At 68.6% G+C, this 16,268-nt stretch carries 16 protein-coding genes and 1 pseudogene; 10 read left to right on the plus strand and 7 right to left on the minus strand.

Annotated features, from left to right (window positions below):
- Window positions 1-365: 365 nt before the first annotated feature.
- Window positions 366-2,204 carry a flavin-containing monooxygenase gene (locus tag ABFT43_RS20520; protein WP_347962129.1) on the minus strand — a complete coding sequence of 613 codons (1,839 nt, stop codon included), beginning with the start codon at window positions 2,202-2,204 and terminating at the stop codon, window positions 366-368.
- 173 nt (window positions 2,205-2,377) lie between these two features.
- On the opposite strand from ABFT43_RS20520, the gene ABFT43_RS20525 reads away from it, so the two are divergent.
- On the plus strand, window positions 2,378-3,610 hold the full coding sequence (locus ABFT43_RS20525; protein ID WP_347962130.1) for a helix-turn-helix domain-containing protein: 1,233 nt from the start codon (window positions 2,378-2,380) through the stop codon (window positions 3,608-3,610).
- A 63-nt stretch (window positions 3,611-3,673) separates the two neighbouring features.
- Here ABFT43_RS20525 and ABFT43_RS20530 read toward each other — a convergent pair whose 3' ends face one another.
- On the minus strand, window positions 3,674-4,360 hold the full coding sequence (locus ABFT43_RS20530) for a response regulator transcription factor (protein WP_347962131.1): 687 nt from the start codon (window positions 4,358-4,360) through the stop codon (window positions 3,674-3,676).
- A complete protein-coding gene (locus ABFT43_RS20535) occupies window positions 4,357-5,553 on the minus strand; it encodes a sensor histidine kinase (RefSeq protein WP_347962132.1) in 1,197 nt (398 codons plus the stop codon). Before ABFT43_RS20535 ends, ABFT43_RS20530 begins: the two co-directional genes overlap by 4 nt.
- Window positions 5,554-5,721: 168 nt before the next feature.
- On the opposite strand from ABFT43_RS20535, the gene ABFT43_RS20540 reads away from it, so the two are divergent.
- A complete protein-coding gene (locus ABFT43_RS20540; RefSeq protein WP_347962133.1) occupies window positions 5,722-6,342 on the plus strand; it encodes a universal stress protein in 621 nt (206 codons plus the stop codon).
- Window positions 6,343-6,381: 39 nt separating this feature from the next.
- Here ABFT43_RS20540 and ABFT43_RS20545 read toward each other — a convergent pair whose 3' ends face one another.
- Window positions 6,382-7,266: an alpha/beta fold hydrolase gene (locus tag ABFT43_RS20545; RefSeq protein WP_347962134.1), complete on the minus strand. Its 885-nt coding sequence runs from the start codon at window positions 7,264-7,266 to the stop codon at window positions 6,382-6,384.
- 75 nt (window positions 7,267-7,341) lie between these two features.
- Between ABFT43_RS20545 and ABFT43_RS20550 the strand changes: the two genes are divergently transcribed.
- The 5 genes and pseudogenes from ABFT43_RS20550 to ABFT43_RS20570 all read left to right on the plus strand — a co-directional run bounded on the left by ABFT43_RS20550 (window position 7,342) and on the right by ABFT43_RS20570 (window position 10,929).
- Window positions 7,342-7,785 carry a MarR family winged helix-turn-helix transcriptional regulator gene (locus ABFT43_RS20550; RefSeq protein WP_347962135.1) on the plus strand — a complete coding sequence of 148 codons (444 nt, stop codon included), beginning with the start codon at window positions 7,342-7,344 and terminating at the stop codon, window positions 7,783-7,785.
- Between the two features lie 172 nt (window positions 7,786-7,957).
- Window positions 7,958-9,838, plus strand: a complete 1,881-nt coding sequence (locus ABFT43_RS20555; RefSeq protein WP_347962136.1) for a propionyl-CoA synthetase — start codon at window positions 7,958-7,960, stop codon at window positions 9,836-9,838.
- Between the two features lie 29 nt (window positions 9,839-9,867).
- Window positions 9,868-10,085: pseudogene (locus tag ABFT43_RS20560) on the plus strand (DUF6790 family protein); the annotation flags it as partial.
- Complete coding sequence (locus ABFT43_RS20565) at window positions 10,082-10,564, plus strand: fluoride efflux transporter FluC (protein WP_347962137.1); 483 nt, start codon at window positions 10,082-10,084, stop codon at window positions 10,562-10,564. The pseudogene ABFT43_RS20560 and the gene ABFT43_RS20565, both read left to right, overlap by 4 nt.
- On the plus strand, window positions 10,561-10,929 hold the full coding sequence (locus ABFT43_RS20570; RefSeq protein ID WP_347962138.1) for a fluoride efflux transporter FluC: 369 nt from the start codon (window positions 10,561-10,563) through the stop codon (window positions 10,927-10,929). The genes ABFT43_RS20565 and ABFT43_RS20570 overlap by 4 nt, the downstream gene beginning before the upstream one ends.
- 81 nt (window positions 10,930-11,010) lie before the next feature.
- Here the strand turns inward: ABFT43_RS20570 and ABFT43_RS20575 are convergent, their stop codons facing one another.
- Together ABFT43_RS20575 and ABFT43_RS20580 are read right to left on the minus strand one after the other, a co-directional pair.
- Complete coding sequence (locus ABFT43_RS20575; RefSeq protein WP_347962139.1) at window positions 11,011-12,234, minus strand: acyl-CoA dehydrogenase family protein; 1,224 nt, start codon at window positions 12,232-12,234, stop codon at window positions 11,011-11,013.
- A 25-nt stretch (window positions 12,235-12,259) separates the two neighbouring features.
- A complete protein-coding gene (locus tag ABFT43_RS20580; RefSeq protein WP_347962140.1) occupies window positions 12,260-13,627 on the minus strand; it encodes an acyl-CoA dehydrogenase family protein in 1,368 nt (455 codons plus the stop codon).
- Window positions 13,628-13,805: 178 nt separating this feature from the next.
- Between ABFT43_RS20580 and ABFT43_RS20585 the strand changes: the two genes are divergently transcribed.
- Both ABFT43_RS20585 and ABFT43_RS20590 read left to right on the plus strand, forming a co-directional pair.
- Window positions 13,806-14,264 carry a DUF2752 domain-containing protein gene (locus tag ABFT43_RS20585; RefSeq protein ID WP_347962141.1) on the plus strand — a complete coding sequence of 153 codons (459 nt, stop codon included), beginning with the start codon at window positions 13,806-13,808 and terminating at the stop codon, window positions 14,262-14,264.
- Between the two features lie 18 nt (window positions 14,265-14,282).
- The gene (locus ABFT43_RS20590; protein WP_347962142.1) at window positions 14,283-14,942 is read left to right on the plus strand and encodes an MBL fold metallo-hydrolase; all 660 of its coding nucleotides are present in this window, start codon (window positions 14,283-14,285) and stop codon (window positions 14,940-14,942) included.
- A gap of 60 nt (window positions 14,943-15,002) precedes the next feature.
- On the opposite strand, the gene hisN is transcribed toward ABFT43_RS20590, so the two are convergent.
- A complete protein-coding gene (gene hisN / locus ABFT43_RS20595; protein ID WP_347962143.1) occupies window positions 15,003-15,827 on the minus strand; it encodes a histidinol-phosphatase in 825 nt (274 codons plus the stop codon).
- A gap of 19 nt (window positions 15,828-15,846) precedes the next feature.
- On the opposite strand from hisN, the gene ABFT43_RS20600 reads away from it, so the two are divergent.
- Window positions 15,847-16,248 carry a hypothetical protein gene (locus ABFT43_RS20600; protein ID WP_347962195.1) on the plus strand — a complete coding sequence of 134 codons (402 nt, stop codon included), beginning with the start codon at window positions 15,847-15,849 and terminating at the stop codon, window positions 16,246-16,248.
- The last annotated feature ends 20 nt before the right edge of the window (window positions 16,249-16,268 follow it).

The following is a 16,268-nucleotide window of genomic DNA, read 5'->3' on the forward strand; positions in this document are numbered from 1 at the left end:
GCCCTCCAGCGCCGATGGTACTGCACCTTAACCAGTGTGGGAGAGTAGGACACCGCCGAACACAATTTCAGAAATGCCCCGTATTCGATGACCAGATCGTCGAATACGGGGCCTTTCTCATATTTCGGCCGCAACCGACAGGACGGTTGCGGCCGGCATCCTCTCATGGCCGGCGAACGTCCCGGCGCGGTGTCTCGACTCCTGGAAGCGACTCCGCAAGAGGCCGCCGACCACCCCCCGCCGCAGCGCCCAGGAGAACTGTGCCGACCAGTTACGAGAGTGCCCCGCGACCATCACGGTCACGGGGCACTCGCCGTCGGTGCTCTGTGGTCGGTGCTCGGTGCTCGGTGCTCGGTCGTCGGTGCTCAGCTGAGGTGATGTACCTCGCCGAGACCGTAGACCGGGGTGTCCAGGCCTTCGTAGCGAGCCTTCAACTGCAGCGCCAGGTACAGCGAATAGTGGCGTGACTGATGGAGATTGCCGCCGTGGAACCATAGTCCCGGTTGCTGCGTGGGCTTCCACATGTTTCGCTGTTCGCCCTCCCACGGACCGGGGTCCTTGGTGGTGTCGGAACCGAGTCCCCACACCTTGCCGACCCGGTCGGCCACCTCCTGGCCCATCAGATCTGCGGCCCACCCGTTCATCGAACCGAATCCCGTTGCATAGACCACCACATCGGCCTCGAGTTCGGTGCCGTCGGCGAGGACCACCGAGTTCTCCGTCAGGTGGTCGAGCTGGCCCTGGACGAGCTTGATCGTCCCATTGGCGATCAGTTCGCTGGCACCGACGTCGATGTAGTAACCCGAGCCGCGTCGCAGGTATTTCATGAACAGACCTGAACCGTCGTCGCCGAAATCGAGTTTGAAGCCGGCCTTCTCCAGACGGTCGTAGAACTCCTTGTCCTTTTCCCGGATCTTGTCGTAGATCGGGATCTGGAACTCGTGCATGATCCGGTAGGGCAGGGAGGCGAACGTGAGATCCGCCTTCTTCGTGGTCATCCCGGCCTGGACGGCTTCCTCGCTGTAGAGGCCGCCGAGTGCGATCTCCCGCAACGAATCCGACTTCACGATGTGCGTGGACGACCGCTGGACCATCGTGGTGTCGATGCCGTTCTCCACCAGCGCCTTGCAGATGTCGTGCGCGGAGTTGTTGGAGCCGATGACGACGACCTTCTTGCCGACGTAGTCGTCGGGCCCCGGGTGCCGACTCGAGTGATGCTGCTCGCCGGCGAAGATGTCCTGTCCCGGAACGGCCGGCACATTCGGCTTGCCCGACATACCCGTCGCCAGCACCAGTTGTGTCGGGTACAGGGTCATCCGTTCACCGTCACGGTCGATCTCGACGGTCCACCGGCCCTCGGCCTCGTCGTAGGACGCCGACAGACACGTGGTCTTCGACCAGTAGGGCACCTCCATGACCTTCGTGTAGAACTCGAGCCAGTCACCGATCTTGTCCTTCGGCGCGAACACCGGCCAGTTCTCCGGGAACGGCAGGTAGGGGAGGTGGTCGTACCAGACCGGGTCGTGCAGGCACAGCGACTTGTACCGCTTGCGCCACTGGTCGCCGGGCCGTTCGTGACGGTCGACCACGATCGACGGCACACCGAGCTGCCGGAGCCGCGCGCCGAGCGCGATACCGCCCTGACCGCCGCCGATGACGAGAACGTACGGTTGCACGTCGCGTCCGAGTTGGCGCTCCTCGTCGGCCTGCTTCTCCGCCCACGACCTGGGGTCGGGATCAGAACCGTGGACGGCGCCCAGCGGACGTGTGGCGCCCCGCCTCTCCTCGAATCCCTTGAGTTCCTGCATCGTGGTCAGCAGCGTCCAGGCCCTGTCCACTCCGTCGGCGTCGGGACGGATGCGCACATGTCCCTCACAATGTCCGACGGCCGTCTCGAACGAGATGAAGGCCGAGGCGACCCCGTCCCCGTCGTCGGTGGCCGGCTCGGTGGTGGCGAAGCCCGCCGGGCGGGTGTCGGCGAGGCGTGCGGTGAGCATGTCGGCGATCTGCTCGTGGCCCTCGACCGTCTTGATGTTCCAGGTGAACGCGGTCAGATCTCGCCAATAGCTGTCGGTGAGGAATGCGCCCGTGGCGCGTCCGATGTCGAGGGCGGCAAGTGCGGACTCGAACTCCTCCAGCCAGGCATCGATCCGTTGCTGTGGGGTGCGACCGGTGACGACCACCGGCTCCAGCGTCTGGGTCATTGACTCTCCTCATCTCGATGGGCGCGGTGTCGGCCGGAAACCGAAAGTGATGCGCACCACAATCCCGTTGGGGACAGCAGACGCCTCCAGGACAAGTGGTCGCAAGGGTTGCAACCCGTTGCGACCGAGGGCAGGATTGCCCCGCGAATGTGATGTGACGCACAATCGTGGTGATGACGATTTCCGACCGGACCCCCGACCTGGAGCCCGCCGTCCAGGCCGGCGACGATCCCCGGGAGTTCGCCCACGTGCTGTCCGCCGTCCACGACGCGGCGATGTCCGGCGGCCGGATGCCCGCTCGTCCCCGCCCCGTCATCGACGATTCCTGGAGGCGACTGCAGGCCGCCGGGCTCGATCCCGACGCCGACTCCGGCATCGACCGTCTCCTGGACCTCGACGAGCTCGAGGATCGGCGCCGGGGCTCCGGACTCGCCGAGGTCGTGGACGACCTGGCCCGCAATCTCGACTCGCTCATCGACGGCGGGGACAACATCCTGGTCATCGCCGACGCGGCGGGTCGCGTCCTGTGGCGCAGCGGATCCCCGCGGGTGCTCACCCGGGCCGATCACCTCGGCTTCGTGGAAGGCGCGGACTGGGCCGAGAACTCGGTCGGCACCAACGCGATCGGCACGGCGCTCATGTCGGGCAGGTCGATCCAGGTCTTCTCGGCCGAACACTTCGTCCGCAGTCACCACTCCTGGACGTGCACGGGCGCACCGATCCGTGACCCGCGCACCGGGGAGGTTCTCGGCGTGGTCGACGTGTCGGGTCCCGCGGCGACGATCCATCCGACGACGCTCGCCCTCGTGCACGCGGTGGCGAAGCTCGCCGAATCGCAGCTTCGCGAACAGCATCACCGTCGCCTCGATTGCCTGCGGGCGGTCGCTGCGCCCATCCTCGCGCGCTCGCCGGGTCCCGCCCTCGCGGTCGATGTCGACGGCTGGGTGGCGGCGGTCGATTCGGTGTCCCCGCGCAGTCGTCTGCTGTTGCCGCGCGGAGTGGGGCCGGGACGCAGGTTCTTCGGAGCTCTCGGTGAGTGTGATGTGGAACCGTTGCCCGGTGGCTGGTTGGTGCGGGTGGCGGAGGCGACGGGCACCTCGACGACCAGTGTCGTCCTGCGCACCGTGACCACTGCCGTCGGCGGTGAATGCCTCGAGGTGGCTGTCGAAGGGCCGAGCGGCGGGTGGACGCATCAGTGCTCGCCGCGCCACGGCGAGATCCTGTCCTGCCTCGCGCGCAACCGGAGCGGCGTCACCGCGGCCCAGTTGTCCACGCACCTGTTCGGGGTCGACGATCGGGTGGTCACGGTCCGTGCCGAGATGTCGCGCCTGCGCAAGCGATTCGGTGGTCTGTTGATGACCGGGCCGTACCGGTTCGCCGACGGGGTCGAGGTCCGGCTCGGTTGAGTCGAGTGCGGTCCGGACCCGGGGTACTCGGATCCCGGTGTATCCGGCCCCGGTGTTCCGGACTCAATCGTGCGCGGCGAGCACCAGTCCGTGATCGAAGGCGTAGACGATCGCGGCGGCGCGGTCACGCAGGTCCAGCTTGGTGAAGATGTGGTTGACGTGGCTCTTCACCGTCACCTGCGAGATCCCCAGTGCCGTACCGATCTCCGCGTTCGTCAGGCCGCGGGCGATGAGGCGCAGCACATCGGCCTCGCGGTCGGTGAGTTCGGGCGGGGCGGCCACCTGCTCGCGACCGGCGCGTCGAAAACCGTTGAGCACCCGTCCGGTCACCGCAGGATCGAGGAACGCCCCGTCGCGGACCACTGCGCGCACCGCCCAGATGAGGGACTCGGCAGGGGAGTCCTTCAGGATGAAGCCCGCAGCCCCGGCACGCAGGGCGCCCGACAGCAGGTCATCGTCGTCGAAGGTGGTCAGCACCAGCACCGGAGGCGGTTCGCGGAGACTGCGGACCATCGACGTGGCGGCGATGCCGTCGACGTTGCGCATCCGCAGGTCCATCACCACGATGTCCGGGCGGTGCTCGACGACGGCGGCGAGGACCTCGGAGCCGTCGGCGCATTCGCCGACGATGTCGAATCCGTCGCGCGGCCGCAAGATGCGCCGAAGTCCGGTGCGGATGAGCTCCTGGTCGTCGACGAGCAGCACGCGGATCGGTTCCGCGGGGACGTCGGTGGGGCCGGTCTCGGTCATAACCGGGCCCAGCCCCGTCGAGCCTCGACCGGCGTGCCGGTGTCGTCCGGTCCGAGGCGGGTCGGCAGCTCGGCCCGCACGGTCCAGATCCCGTCGGCGTGGCCGGTCTCGAGTGACCCGCCGAGGAGTGCCGCCCGCTGGGTCATGCCGTCGATGCCCGACCCGTCCTGGTGACGCGGGCGGGGGCCGGTGAACGGATTGGCGATGGTGATCGCAACGGAATCGGCGACGTCGACCTCCACCGATGCCCGGTTCGCCGTGGAGTGCTTGACGACGTTGGCCAGTGATTCCTGGGCGATCCGGTACAGCGCGGCCGACACCGGCTCGGGCAGGGCGTCGAGGTCGCCGGCGATGCGCGCGGTGATGTGGACCCCGGCCTTCCGGTAGTCGTCGATGAGGGCCTCGAGGTCGCAGGCGTCGGGCGTCGGGGCGGTCGGTCTCGGGTTCTCGCCGCTGCCGAGGACGTGGACGATGTTGCGGATCTCGGTCATCGCCTGCCGTCCCTGGCGTTCGGCGTCGGACAGGGCGTCGATCGCCTCATCGACGTCACGGTCCTGTTCGAGGGCACGCCGGGCACCGGTCACGTTGAGCATCGTGATCGACAGCGAGTGCGCGATGACGTCGTGGATCTCGCGGGCGATGCGGCGACGTTCATCGCTGGCGGCCCGTTCGGCCCGGGCGCGCAGCACGCGGGCACGGTGGTCGGCGAGGCGCTTCTGGATCAGCACCATGTAGCCGATCAGCCAACCGATCGCGACGCCGAGCGCATACAGCGCGGGGGAGCCGAGATCGCCGAACAGTCCGAAGACGGCGATCACCGCGATGGACAGGCCGGTGACCACCAGGCCGGTGCGCAGCGGGTACATGGCCGCGCCGATCGCGGCCACCAGCACCAGCTGCAGCGGGGCGGCATCGGTGGGTACCGGCGTCATCAGGAAGCACACGGTGCTCGCGATGACGGTGAAGCAGGCGTACGACGACGGCGGCAGGGACAGGTCGACGGTGAGGGTGATCACCGCGAACACGAGTCCCGCGATCACCCATCCGATCGTCCCGGCGGAAGAGATGCGCTGCAGCGCGGAGATCGCCGTCACCAGCGCGCTGGCCGAGAGGATGACGGCCGGATACTGCGGCGGGTAGTCCCCGCCGGCCCGTTCGATCCGGCGGCGCAGGTCGGCTGTGAAGCGCGTCACCGTTCCAGGATAGGTCCGCAACGGGCTCCCGGGCCTCCGCCCGCCGATGGATTCCGATCTCCACCCAGGGGTGGAGAAGGGTTCCTCCCGCGGCATGGCGATTCGGCATCGTCCTCTCCATAGCGTTGTGAGCAGCACGTTTCCGCGCAGTCACGAGAGGACGAGACGATGATGCTCATACCAGGACACCCGGGACCGGGCCTTCGCGGCGCACGATGGGTCGCGTCGCCGGCCCGCGCGGGACTCGGCGACATCTCCGACCGCCGGCCGGTGGTGGTCGGCATCTCCGGGAGCGAGGCGTCCCGCCGTGCGTTGAAGGCGGTGGTGCGGGCCGGCGGTGGGGAACTGGTGCTGGTGTGTGCGGCCGCTCGACGCCGCACCGAGGCGCCAACCGGCCTCCACGACGCGCTGAAGGACGACGCCTACCTGCTCACCGGGTCGGCCGCGGTCGACGAACACCTGCGCACCGCCCGCGAACTGGCCCTCTGGCTCGGCGCGCGGTCGGTGGTCACGCGGTCGGAATTCGGTGATCCGGTGACGGTGCTGCACGACGCCGCCGGCGATCTCGGTGCCGGTGTCGTCGTCGGCACCTCGTCCGGGCGCCCGGGCCGGACGGCGCGCAGACTGAGTCGTCGACTCGGACGAGGGGTGGAACTGGTCGTCACCGACGGAGATCGCGCACACCGTCGCCGGTTCGGCGCTGTACGGCGCGACACCCGGCCCGTCGTGCCGGGAGTCCGGTGGGCCGATGCGTTCGCGCTGCCGCAGAAGGGGCTCGCGTCGCGGTGAAACCCCGGATCGCGGTGAAACCCCGGATCGCTGCATCCCTCACCCGCCAGAGGCTGCGGAGCCCATCAGTGCCTCGGTGATCTCGTCGGCAGGGAACAACGGTACGGTGTGGTGAGAGCCGTTGCGCAACATGATGATCCGCGAATCGGGTAACACCGCTCGGATGCGTGTGGCGACGTGGACGGGATCATGTGCCCTGCTGTGCGGTGCGAAGATCATGGTGACCGCCTTGCCGCCGTCGAGTGTCGACAGCGCCTCTGCGGAAGGACGTCCGGGGACGATCGTCTTGCCGGTGGGGAAGCGTGCCCCGGCGCAGTACATCTGCACCCAGCCGTCGTCGAGACGGGCGTGAGCGGTCTCCCACTCCAGGAATCGACGCTGTCGATCAGGGTTCGGTGCGACGAGTGTGGGGAGTGCGCGGAGCAGGTAGCCGGCCCGGAAACCGACGAAACACGAGGTCGGCTCGAGGAGCGTGAGATGCCGGACCCGGTCGCGATGACCTCCGGTCGCATATGCCAGCGCGATCATGGCGCCGTACGAGTGCCCCGCCAGATCCACCTCGTCGACCCCGAGCGCATCGAGTACCTCATCGAGCCAGCCGAGGAGTTCTGTGACGGTGCGCGGTCGCCCCGGTCCCGGTATGGAACGCCCGGTGTCGCCGAGGATGTCGACCGCGTGGACGTGTCGCCTCGACGCGAGGGGGCGCAGGACGTCGACGAACGACGCCGACGTCGCCCCGGCCCCCGGAAGCAGCACCACCGGTGTGTCCGGGGCCGTGCCGAGGCTGTTCACCCGGGTCGAACCGTGCGATGTCTCGACATCGACCGGTCGGGCGCCGGCCCGGAAGATCAGCGCGTCGTAGGCCTCGAAGAACGTGATGCCCTCGGGGGTCGAGGCGAATTCCAGCGGCGTCCGTGGGGTCATCGTCCCGACCTCCCGATCCGATTAGCTCGATGATCGAGATATTAGAGCGTCGAGGGACTGTCGTACAGTGTTTTCGTGGCTCACGAGGACCTCGTTCACCGTCTTCGGTCGCTCACGGTCGAGCTCGAACTGCTCGGCTCGGAGTTCGCGGCCCGCAACGTCTTGCACGCCACCGACGTGCGTGCCCTGATCGCGCTGCTGGACCGGGCGCGCGCCGGCGAGGTCGCGACGGCGGGCTGGCTCGCCGGCCACCTCGGTCTCAACAGCGCATCGACGACCGCGCTGGTCGACCGGTTGGAGGAGCGCGGCCTGGTGTCCCGGGCGCGCGACGAGAAGGACCGCCGCCGGGTCATCCTGCACGTCACCGAAGATGCGCAGGACATGGGGTGGGATTTCTTCGGCCCCATCATCAAGTGCGTGCACGCCGTCGCCGGGGACTTCTCCGAGGCCGAACTCGACACCGTCCGGGCCTTCCTGGATCGGGTGACCGAAGCCGTCGAGGAGTTGCGCAGACCCTGACCTCGCGCGCCGCGAACACCGCTTCGGATCGCCGTTCGTCGCGTCCGGGGCACCGTTCGGCGCATCTGCGTGGAACCGATTGGGTGTCGACGGTCACATGGCTACCCTCTAAGGGCGGCGCGGCACGTCGGTGTCGCGCCGTGCGTTGGATGACGTCGAAAGGATGGCCGCGATGGGCCGGTACAGCGAAGCATTCACCCGAGCGGTCGAGGACCGTGAAGGCTTCTGGCTAGAGGCCGCGCAGGCCGTCGACTGGACCACCCCGCCGACCCGTGCACTCGACGACTCGGACGCCCCGTTCTACCGGTGGTTCCCCGACGCCGCCCTCAACACCTCGTTCAACGCCCTCGACCGGCACGTGAACGCGGGCAACGGCGACCGCACCGCCCTCATCTGGGATTCGGCGATGGTCGGCCAGGTGCGCCGCTTCACCTATGCCGAACTCCTCGACGAGGTGTCGCGGTTCGCCGGCGTGCTCGCCGCCCGCGGCATCTCCGCCGGTGACCGCGTCATCATCTACATGCCGATGATCCCCGAGGCCGCGATCGCGATGCTCGCCTGCGCCCGCATCGGCGCCGTGCACTCGGTGGTGTTCGGCGGTTTCGCCGCACCGGAACTCGCCGCCCGCATCGACGACGCGGAACCGGTCGCCATCGTCACCGCGTCGGGCGGACTCGAGCCCGGCCGTACCGTCGAATACCTGCCGATGGTGTCCAAGGCCATGGAGATCTCGACCGCCGCGCCGGCGACCGTCATCGTCAAGGATCGCCCCGAGATCCCCGGCGCCGCCGCCGATCACGACGGCTGGCTGGACTGGGACGAGGCGATGACCTCCGCGTCGCCGGCCGAACCCGTGTCGGTCGCCGCGACCGATCCGCTCTACATCCTCTACACCTCGGGCACGACCGGAAAGCCCAAGGGCGTGGTCCGCGACAACGGCGGCCACGCGGTCGCCCTGACCTGGTCGATGAAGAACATCTACGACATCTCCACCGGCGACGTCTGGTGGACCGCCTCCGATGTCGGATGGGTCGTCGGTCATTCCTACATCGTCTACGCGCCGCTCATGGTGGGCGCGACGACCGTCATGTACGAGGGCAAGCCGGTCGGCACGCCCGATGCCGGTGCATTCTGGCGCGTCATCTCCGATCATGGCGTGAAGGCGCTGTTCACCGCGCCGACCGCGATCCGCGCCGTCCGCAAGGCCGACCCCGACGCCGCGGAGCCGGCCAGATACGACATCTCCTCGCTGCAGACACTGTTCGCCGCGGGCGAGCGTCTCGACCCGGACACCTTCACGTGGGCGTCGCAGATCCTGGACGTGCCGGTCGTCGATCACTGGTGGCAGACCGAGACCGGCTGGGCGATCGCCGCGAACCTCCGTGGGCTGGAACCGATGCCGATCAAGGCTGGTTCGCCGACGGTGCCGGTTCCCGGATACGAGGTCGGGGTCGTCGACGCCGAGGGAAAGCCGGTCGCCCCGGGCGAGGAGGGCAGCATCGTCATCAAGCTGCCGCTGCCGCCCGGCACGCTCGCCGGACTCTGGCGGGACGAGGAGCGGTATCGCAAGTCCTACCTCGCCGCGTTCGACGGTTACTACCTCACGGGCGATTCCGGCTACCTCGACGCCGACGGCTACGTGTTCGTCCTCGGCCGCTCCGATGACGTGATCAACGTGGCCGGACACCGGCTTTCGACGGGCAGCATCGAGGCGGTCGTCGCCTCCCATCCGGCCGTCGCGGAATGCGCGGTCATCGGAATCCACGACGACCTGAAGGGTCAGCGTCCGAGCGGGTACGTGGTGCTCAAGTCGGGCGTCGACATCGACGCCGAGACGCTGCGCGCCGAGCTGGTGGCCAAGGTGCGCGAGGAGATCGGCGCTGTCGCCACCTTCCGCGACGTCACCGTCGTCCCCGCGCTGCCGAAGACGCGGTCGGGCAAGATCCTGCGAAAGACGATGCGCCAGATCGCCGATCACGAGGAGTACACGGTTCCGTCCACCATCGAGGACCCGGATGTGCTCACCGCGCTCGCCGAACAACTGAAGGGCTGAGAAGCGCTCGTGGCATGAGCGACCGCGTCCTGCGACTCGCGACGATCATCGCATTCGCGGTGTTCACCTGGGTGCGGCGGTCGGGCATGTCCGGAAGATGGTCACGCAGCGGAACCTCGAGCCGGGCAACGCCGGCCCGATCTTCTTCTTCGACGTGATCGTGCCGGTGTACCTCCTCGTCCTGTACCACCTCGTGGTCCAGGAGGCCGTTCGGTGCCGACCGCCGTGTAGGACACTGGGCGGGTGAGCTCTGACGACCCGGATGTCGGCCGGCACCCCGAGCTGCCCGCCGATCCCGATGTGCGCCCGTTGTATCTCCGTGGACGCGTGCTGCTGTGGGTGTTCGCGGGCGGTCTGATCGGCACCGGCATGAGGTACTGGGCCGAGGAGACCTTCCCGGCCGGCGAGGGGCATTGGCCCTGGGCGACGTTCGGGGTCAACGTCATCGGTGCCCTCGTCCTGGGTGCGCTCCTGGAACTGCTGACGCGACTCGGCCGTGACGAGGGATGGCGCCGGCGGGTGCGGCTGTTCGGCGGCACCGGCCTGTGCGGTGCGCTGACCACGTACAGCGCGTTCGCGCTGGAGATCTCCGAACTGACCCGTGTCTCTGCGGTGGCGACGGCGGCGACCTACGCCGTTGCCAGCGTCCTGCTGGGCCTGGTGGCGGCGGGGTGCGGGATCGCCCTGGCGTCACGGGTGCCCTCCCGGGTGGAGAACGCGGCATGATCCCGGCGGCCGTCATGGTGGCCGGCGCACTCGGCGCCGTCGTCCGGTTCGTCGTCGACGGGGCCGTCAGGGCCAGGTGGCCGAGCGTGACGCCGTGGGGCACCTTCGTGATCAACGTGACCGGTTCGGCGCTGCTCGGGGTGCTCGCGGGGCTGGTGATCTTCCATGCCGCGCCATCCGAACTGCAGGCGATCGTCGGTACCGGATTCTGTGGTGGCTACACCACTTTCAGCACCGCGAGCCTCGAGGCCGTGCGGCTCGCGCAGAACGGGCACCGGGTGCGTGCCGGGGTGTACGCGGTGGGCACGCTGATCGCTTCGGTCGCCGCGTGTGTGGCGGGGATGGGCCTGGCGTGCCTGTCCTGAACGGCACGCTCCCCGAACGCGATCCGGCCCCCGCCACCGGAGTGATGGCGGGGGCCGAATCCTGTGAGAGGTTTCAGTGCCTCACTTCAGCTCGGCGCTGCTCTTGTTGAGCACGCGACGGGCGATGATGAGGTTCTGGATCTGCTGGGTGCCCTCGAAGATGTCGAGGATCTTGGCGTCACGTGCCCACTTCTCGACCAGGAGACGCTCCGAGTAGCCGAGGGTGCCGAGCAGTTCGACGACCTTGTTGGTGATGTCGTTGACCGTGCGTCCGGCCTTGGCCTTCGACATCGACGCCTCGGTGGAGTTCGGCTTCTTGTTGTCGGCCATCCACGCGGCGCGCATGGTCAGCAGGTAGGCGGCTTCGAAATCCGACTCCATGCGGATGAATTCGGCCGCGGCGGCGTGCTGGTCGGCCGCCGGACGGTCGTAGTCGACCTCGATGCCCGCCTCATCGAGTACGCGGCGCAGCTCTTCGAGCGCGGCGCGGGCGACACCCACGGCCATTCCCGCGACCAGGGGCCGCGTGTTGTCGAAGGTCTGCATGACCCCGCCGAAGCCCTTCTTGGTGTCCACCTCGGGCGAGCCGAGGAGGTTGTCCTTGGGGATTCGGCAGTTGTCGAAGCGGATGACCGCGGTGTCGGAGACGCGGATGCCCAGCTTGTGTTCCAGGCGAACGACTTCCACGCCCGGGTGATCACGCGGGACCACGAAGGACTTGATCGCGGCGCGGCCGAGGCTCTTGTCCACGGTCGCCCACACCACGATGTGGGTGGCGCGCGAACCGGCGGTCACGAAGATCTTCTCGCCGTTGATGACGTACTCGTCGCCGTCGAGCGTCGCGGTGGTCGAGACCGCCGCCGAGTCGGAGCCGAAGCTCGGCTCGGTGATGGCCATCGCGGCCCACACCTTGCCGAAGCGCTCGAGTTGTTCATCGGTCGCGACCGCGGCGATCGCCGAATTGCCCAGGCCCTGATAGGGAATGGACAGCATGAGGCCGACGTCGCCCCACGAGGTCTCCATGACGTTGACAACGGACTGCATGTTGCCGCCGTTGACGACCTGGCCCTCGGCGACCGGCTTTTCCTTCTTCTTCTGGCTGCGACCGCCGTCGGCGCCGGCGCCGGCCTGACCGGTCTCGGCGAGACCGTCGTAGAGGCTGGCCAGCGTGTCGAGCTCGACCGGGTAATCGTGTTCGCGCAGATCATATTTCCGCGAGATGGGACGGAAGATCTCCGCTGCCGCCTGATGCGCCTGGTCGATCGTGGTGTGCAGCTTCTTCGGCAGTTCGAGATTGATGCTCATGAGAGGTTTCCTTCGATCACGCGGCCTAGAGGACGACGATGCCTTCGCCGATGCCCGCGCCGCGGAGGTCGCGGTACCAGCGCTCGACCGGGTGCTCCTTGGTGAAGCCGTGGCCGCCGAGGAGCTGCACGCCGTCGAGACCGATCTGCAGGCCCTTGTCGATGGTCAGCTTGCGGGCGAGGGCGGCCTCGCGGGCGAAGCTCAGGCCCTGCTCGGCGCGGGCGGCGCCGCGCAGCGTGACCAGGCGGATCGCGTCGAGCTCGGTGGCCATGTTGGCGACCATGAACGCCACCGCCTGGCGGTTGGAGATCGGCTCGCCGAAGGCCTCGCGCTCGTTGACGTAGGGGATCACGTAGTCGAGGACCGCGCGGCCGGTGCCGGCGGCGAGCGCCGACCAACCCAGGCGCGACAGGCGGACCACGTCGCGGTAGGCGGCACACGCGGCGTCGGCGTCACCGGCGAGGAGCGCGCTCTCGGGAACGGCGACGTCCTGCAACAGCAGGCGGCCCATGCCGGCGGCGCGGACACCCATGCCGGGATCGGCCTCGACGATCAGGCCGGTGGAATCGGACTCGACGATGAACAAGGCGGGCTTGCCGTCGAGCTGGGCGCCGACGATGAACAGCTCCGACGACCCGGCGGCCGGGACGAAGGACTTCACGCCGTTGAGGCGGTAGCCGCTTGGCACCCGGGTGGCCTTGGTGGACAGGTTGAACGCGTCGAACAGCGGCCTCGGCTCGGCGACGACGACCGCGGACTGCGGCACGTTCTCACCGGCGAAGTCCGGCAGGTAGGTGCGCTGCTGCTCGTCGGTGCCGAAGTTGGTGAGGGTCGTGGCGACGCCGCTCGGGGCGAGCAGCGGGATCGCCAGACCCATGTCGCCGTAGGCCATCGCCTCGGCGACGAGCGCGTTGGTGACCACGCCGCGCTCGGTGGCCGCACCCTCGAAGTCCTCGGGCACGTTGATCATCGTGATGCCGAGTTCGGCGGAGCGCTTGACGATGTCCTCGGGCGCGGAGGCGTTCTCGTCGGCGTCGTGGGCGGCCGGACGCAGGATCTCGACGGCGAAGTCCTTGACCGTCTCGGCGATCATCTGCTGCTCGTCGTCGGGGGTGAGGTTGAAGTAGTCCTTGGGAGCGGTGGTCAGGCGCTTGGCCTCGCCCGAACCGCCCTGGACCTTCTTGAAGGCGCGGTTCGCGGCGCCGAGGGTCTGGAAACCGGTCTTGGTGGCCTGGTAGGCGACGCGGTTGATGGGCTCGCGGATCTTGTACTTCTCGGCGAACTCCGACCCGGTGACCGTCGTCAGCACGCGCATCGCGGTGCCGATGAAGTTGCGGGGATGCGGGTTGCGGCCGACTGCGGAGGTGTCGCGCGGTTCGGTGTGAGTTGTCATGATCACCAGCCGTTTCTTCCAGTTGCCCCGGTGGGGGCCTCTCGACTCACCGCCCCGGTGGGGCGCATGTTTTCGGACCGATCTTACTCGGTAGTAAGTCCAGACCTTACTCTGAAGTAAGAAGTTTGTCACGCACTTGTCCGACGACCGTCGCCGCGGTGCGCGTTAGGCTGGCCGCGTGACCGTCGATCCCCACGCCGACCTGCACTTATCGCCCACCGCCGCAGTGGGTGCTGCGGTCGTCGGGTGCGCCGGGGCCGCGGCACTCGCGGCGGCGTGCGTCCTCACTCCCGCGGGCATCGAATCGGGGCCGGGAATCTGTCCGTTCGCACTGCTGACCGGCCTGCCGTGCCCGGGCTGTGGACTCACCCGCAGTTGGGTGGCGCTGATGCACGGCGACGTCGCGGCCGCCGTCCGGTTCAACGTGTTCGGGCCGGTGTTCCTCGTGCTGACCGCGGTCACCGTGGTGCTGGCCGTCGCGACGCTGGTGCGGCGTCGGGGGTCTCCGCTGGCGAACTGGCGGGACCTGGCCCTGGGTCGGGCGGGTGCGGTGCTGCTCGGGGTGTGGCTCGCCTACGGACTGGTGCGGATCGTCGACGCGGCGGCGGGATGGGGGCTCTTCCCTGTCGTCGTCTGAACCGGGCAGAGTGGAGTCATGCAGATCACCCACTTCGGTCACTCATGTCTGCTCGTCGAGATCGACGGGACCAAGGTGCTGTTCGACCCGGGCAACTTCTCGCACGGGTTCGAGGGCATCAGCGGCCTCGACGCGATCCTGATCACCCATCAGCACCCCGACCACTGCGACGTGGCGAAGCTGCCGGATCTCGTGGCGGCCAACCCGGATGCGGTGCTCTACGCCGATCCGCAGACCACCGCGCAGCTCAACGGCGACAACGTCGCCGGCAGGTGGACGGCGGCGCACAGTGGCGAGCAGATCGAGATCGGTTCGCTCACGGCGCGGTTCACCGGTGGTCGGCACGCGGTGATCCACCCCGAGATCCCGGTCATCGACAACGTCGCCTACATCCTGGGCACCGCCGAGAAGCCCGGACAGTTCATGCATCCGGGCGACTCGTTCTACATCCCGTTCGAGAAGATCGACGTCCTCGCGCTCCCATCGGCGGCGCCGTGGATGAAGATCAGCGAGTCCGTCGACTACCTGCGCGCGATGGCGCCCCGCGTCGCCGTCCCGATCCACCAGGCGATCCTGTCGGACGCCGGCACCGGCATCCACTACGGGCGACTGTCGGAGATGAAGGACGAGGCCACGGAGTTCACGGTGCTCACCGAGGAGCAGGGCACCGAGGTGTGAGTCACACCTGCATGTGGTCGAAGGAGGGCACGGGGCGGTCTCCCGTCCCGGCCTCTTATGTCAGCGCAGCGCTGCCAGCACCTCGTCGTGCAGCAGTCCGTTGGTCGCGACCGCGCTGCCGCCGCCCGGGCCGGGAGTGCCCTCGACCGACGTGAACCGCCCGCCGGCCTCGCGGACGAGGACATCGAGCGCGGCGAGATCCCACAGCGACACCTCGGGTTCGGCGGCGATGTCGACCGCGCCCTCGGCGACGAGGCAGTAGTTGAAGAAGTCGCCGTAGCCGCGGACGCGCCATACCCGGTCGGTCAGGTCGACGAACCGGTCGCGGATGCCGCGGTCCTTCCACCCCGAGAGGCTCGAGAAGGCCAGGCTCGACGAGGCGAGGTCGGCGACGCCCGACACCGAGATCTCGCGGGCGTCCTCGTCGTCGAAGCGCGTGTGCGCGCCGAGGCCGGTCGCGGCCCACCAGCGTCGACGAAGCGCCGGGGCCGACACGACACCGACGGTCGGGACGCCGTCGACGAGCAGCGCGATGAGGGTGGCCCAGACCGGGACGCCGCGGACGAAGTTCTTGGTGCCGTCGATCGGGTCGATGACCCACTGTCGGCCGGACAGCGTCGCGTCGCCGCCGAATTCCTCACCGAGGACGGTGTCGTCGGGGCGTCGGGCCGCGAGGCGGTCGCGGATCATCCGCTCGCATGCGAGGTCGGCGTCGGAGACCGGGGTGAGGTCGGGCTTGCTGTCGACGCGCAGGTCGACCGCGCCGAACCGCTCGAAGGTGAGCGCGTCGGCGGACTCGGCGAGCGACATCGCGAGTTCGAGATCGTCCTCGATCGTCTGGGGATCCGGGGCGTCGGTGGCTTTCGGGCCGGGGTCGGCGGACATGCCCGGTAGGGTAGCCCTCATGGTGCTGACCGTGGTGTTCACCCTGCTGTTGGCCGCCCTCGTGGTGGCGCTGGTCGTGCAGTGGCAGCGTGGCCGCAACCCGCAGGGGCTCTCGGCGGCGAAGGCGTCGCAGTATGTGCAGGGCACGATGACGGTCGTCGGCATCTCGGACAACGAGTATGACCCGAAGAATGCCGCGGACAAGAACGGCCGACGGTTCTGCACCATCACCGGCACCATCGTCGGGCCGGAGACGAACCCGACCGACGTGTACGGCACCCTCGTCCTCGGCGAGGGGGACCCGTGGCCCAAGGTCGGCGACGACCTGCCGGTGATCTACAAGCCGCACAAGGCCGTCACGTCCTGGCAGTTCGGGGTTCTGCCCGATCCGGAACCGCCCGTCGATCTCGGCAAGAACTGACCGGCGGAGCCGATCGCCCG

Source organism: Gordonia aurantiaca (genome assembly GCF_039939235.1).
Taxonomy (GTDB): domain Bacteria; phylum Actinomycetota; class Actinomycetes; order Mycobacteriales; family Mycobacteriaceae; genus Gordonia.